Annotated in this window: 4 protein-coding genes and 1 pseudogene; 3 read left to right on the top strand and 2 right to left on the bottom strand. The window is 66.5% G+C overall.

Features of this window, described 5'->3' with window-relative positions; all coding sequences use genetic code 11:
• The first annotated feature begins 137 nt into the window (after nt 1-137).
• On the top strand, nt 138-371 hold the full coding sequence (locus tag ACFE7D_RS14310; RefSeq protein WP_375396080.1) for a zinc-finger domain-containing protein: 234 nt from the start codon (nt 138-140) through the stop codon (nt 369-371).
• 43 nt (nt 372-414) lie between these two features.
• On the top strand, nt 415-1,845 hold the full coding sequence (tldD, locus tag ACFE7D_RS14305) for a metalloprotease TldD (RefSeq protein WP_375396079.1): 1,431 nt from the start codon (nt 415-417) through the stop codon (nt 1,843-1,845).
• Between the two features lie 3 nt (nt 1,846-1,848).
• On the opposite strand, the gene ACFE7D_RS14300 is transcribed toward tldD, so the two are convergent.
• Both ACFE7D_RS14300 and ACFE7D_RS14295 read right to left on the bottom strand, forming a co-directional pair.
• The gene (locus tag ACFE7D_RS14300; RefSeq protein WP_375396078.1) at nt 1,849-2,145 is read right to left on the bottom strand and encodes a CcdB family protein; all 297 of its coding nucleotides are present in this window, start codon (nt 2,143-2,145) and stop codon (nt 1,849-1,851) included.
• The gene (locus tag ACFE7D_RS14295) at nt 2,145-2,390 is read right to left on the bottom strand and encodes a type II toxin-antitoxin system CcdA family antitoxin (RefSeq protein ID WP_375396077.1); all 246 of its coding nucleotides are present in this window, start codon (nt 2,388-2,390) and stop codon (nt 2,145-2,147) included. Before ACFE7D_RS14295 ends, ACFE7D_RS14300 begins: the two co-directional genes overlap by 1 nt.
• A gap of 50 nt (nt 2,391-2,440) precedes the next feature.
• On the opposite strand from ACFE7D_RS14295, the pseudogene ACFE7D_RS14290 reads away from it, so the two are divergent.
• Nucleotides 2,441-2,548, top strand: a pseudogene (locus ACFE7D_RS14290) (pyridoxamine 5'-phosphate oxidase family protein); the annotation flags it as partial.

Genomic DNA, 2,548 nt, shown 5'->3' with positions numbered 1-2,548 from the left:
CTCATGCGGCGTGGTCGAGGGGCCGCTCCACGTAGGTTTGCGCTTGCGGCCCGCCCCCTCGGCCACCTGCGCTTCCAATCCTCCCCGCGCGCGGGGAGGATTGTTTGCAGCCGCGCCCCGCGCTATCGCGCTCCCCGATGCAGGTGCCACCCGAAACCATCCGAGTCACCCAGCCCCGCGTCGCGTGCGACGGGGCGAGCGATATCCCCGGCGGCGCCGCGCTCGGCCATCCGCGGGTGTGGTTGCAGATCAGCGAGTCCGGCTATGTCGATTGCGGCTATTGCGATCGGCGTTTCATCCTGACGGGTGGCCCGGCCGATGGCGCGGATCAGTCGGCACTCGAAGATCACGGGGATGGTGCAGGACGATAGGTCCCCCCTCGACTACGCTCGGGGCAGGCCTATATCCGTCGGTATGACCATCCCGACAGATCCCCGCCAGTTCCTCTACCGCCACGCGCTCGATCCGGAGCAGGCGCAGGCATTGACCGCGAAGGCGCTCGCCGATGCGGACGACGGCGAACTCTACCTCCAATATCGCCGCAGCGAGGCGTTCGGGTTCGACGACGGACGGCTGAAGACCGCGAGCTACGATACGCAAGGCGGCTTCGGCCTGCGTGCGGTTTCGGGCGAGACGACCGCGTTCGCGCACGCCAATGAACTATCCCCCGCCGCGATCCGCCGCGCCGCGGAGACGATGGCGCTGATCGAGCCCGGCAAGGCCGCGAAGGCATCGCCGCCCGCACGCACGAACCGCCACCTCTATACCGACGCCGATCCGCTCGACCTCGTGCCCTTCGCGGACAAGGTGAACCTCTGCCAGACGATCGACGCCGCGGCGCGCGCGCGCGATCCCCGCGTCGCGCAGGTTTCGGTGTCGCTGTCGGGCAGCTGGGCGGTGGTCGAGATCGTCCGCGCCGACGGCTTCGTCGCGACCGACGTCCGCCCGCTGGTGCGTCTGAACGTATCGATCGTCGCCGAGCGGAACGGCCGTCGCGAGACGGGCAGCTACGGCATCGGCGGCCGCTACCTCTACGACGACCTGTTCGCGCCCGAGACATGGAACCGCGCGATCGACGAGGCGCTGGCGCAGGCGCTGACCAACCTCGACGCAGTCGCGGCGCCCGCGGGCGAAATGACCGTGCTGCTCGGCAATGGCTGGCCGGGCATCCTGCTGCACGAGGCGATCGGCCACGGGCTGGAAGGCGATTTCAACCGCAAGGGGACCAGCGCCTTTTCGGGCCGGATCGGCGAACGGGTTGCCGCGCCGGGCGTTACCGTGATCGACGACGGCAGCCTTGCCGACAAGCGCGGTTCGTTGACGATCGACGATGAGGGCACGCCGACGCAGGAGAACATCCTGATCGAGGACGGTATCCTGAAGGGCTATATCCACGACCGGCTGAACGCGCGGCTGATGGGCGTCGCCCCCACCGGCAACGGCCGGCGCGAGAGTTTCCAGCATGCGCCGATGCCGCGGATGACCAACACCTTCATGAAGGCCGGGCAGGACGATCCCGCCGAGCTGCTGAGCCGCGTCAAGAAGGGCATCTTCGCCAAGGCGTTCGGCGGCGGGCAGGTCGACATCGTATCGGGCAAGTTCGTGTTCAGCTGCACCGAGGCGTATCTGATCGAGGACGGCAAGCTGGGCGCGCCGATCAAGGGTGCTACGCTGATCGGCGACGGGCCAAGTTCGCTGACGAAGGTGCGCGGGATCGGGAACGATTTCGCGCTGGACGAGGGCATCGGCGTGTGCGGGAAGGGCGGGCAGAGCGTCCCCGCCGGTGTCGGACAGCCGACACTGCTCGTGGACGGGCTGACGGTGGGCGGGACGGCGACGGGGTGAGGGTCAGACGCCTGTCAACATCATGTCGAAGGCACCGATGATCCGAAAATGCGCGTGCGCTAGATTGGTCACCTTCGTACGAAGGATTCGTACGCTGACTGCCGCGGCGAACTGTGTGACCATTACATAGGACCGGCCGTCAATCTCGAAGTCGGGATTGAGCCGTGTACGCTGCTCCGGCGACTGGTCCGCCGGTAGCAGCGGAGCCGTCAGACGGGTGGCGAGATGGGACAGTGCCTCGGACTGGCAGTCGAGCAGCAGGTTGCCCTCGCTCGTGCGGTACACATCGAACTGTGGCATTAGAACAAGCGGTACTTTTCCAGCGGTAGGCCATGCTCCTCAACCCAACGGTTCACCGACTCCGCCCATTCCCGATTCTCTTCGCGCCAGCGCCGATCACGTTCAACCTTCGTCGCGTTGCGCAGTGCCGCTTCGCTGATTTTGGACAGGTTGATACCAGCCTCACGCGCTGCCTCGACCACGCCGCTGTCGATCGACAGGTTGACAGATTTCCGCTTGCCGGATGCGATCGGATCATGCTTCATGCGCGTAGGTTATGCGCGCGCGCGATGCGCGTCAATCGGGAGCATCGCCGATGGAATTCTTCACCGCGCTGAACGACGACCACCGCGCGTTCATCACGAAACAGCCGATATTCTTCGTCGCGACCGCCGCAGAGGGTGCCCGGATCAATCTCAGTCCC

Origin of the sequence: uncultured Sphingomonas sp., from assembly GCF_964244235.1 — a bacterium.
Lineage (GTDB): Bacteria > Pseudomonadota > Alphaproteobacteria > Sphingomonadales > Sphingomonadaceae > Sphingomonas.
Note: the sequence above shows the minus strand (reverse complement) of the source record. Positions and strands in the feature narration are given on the sequence as shown.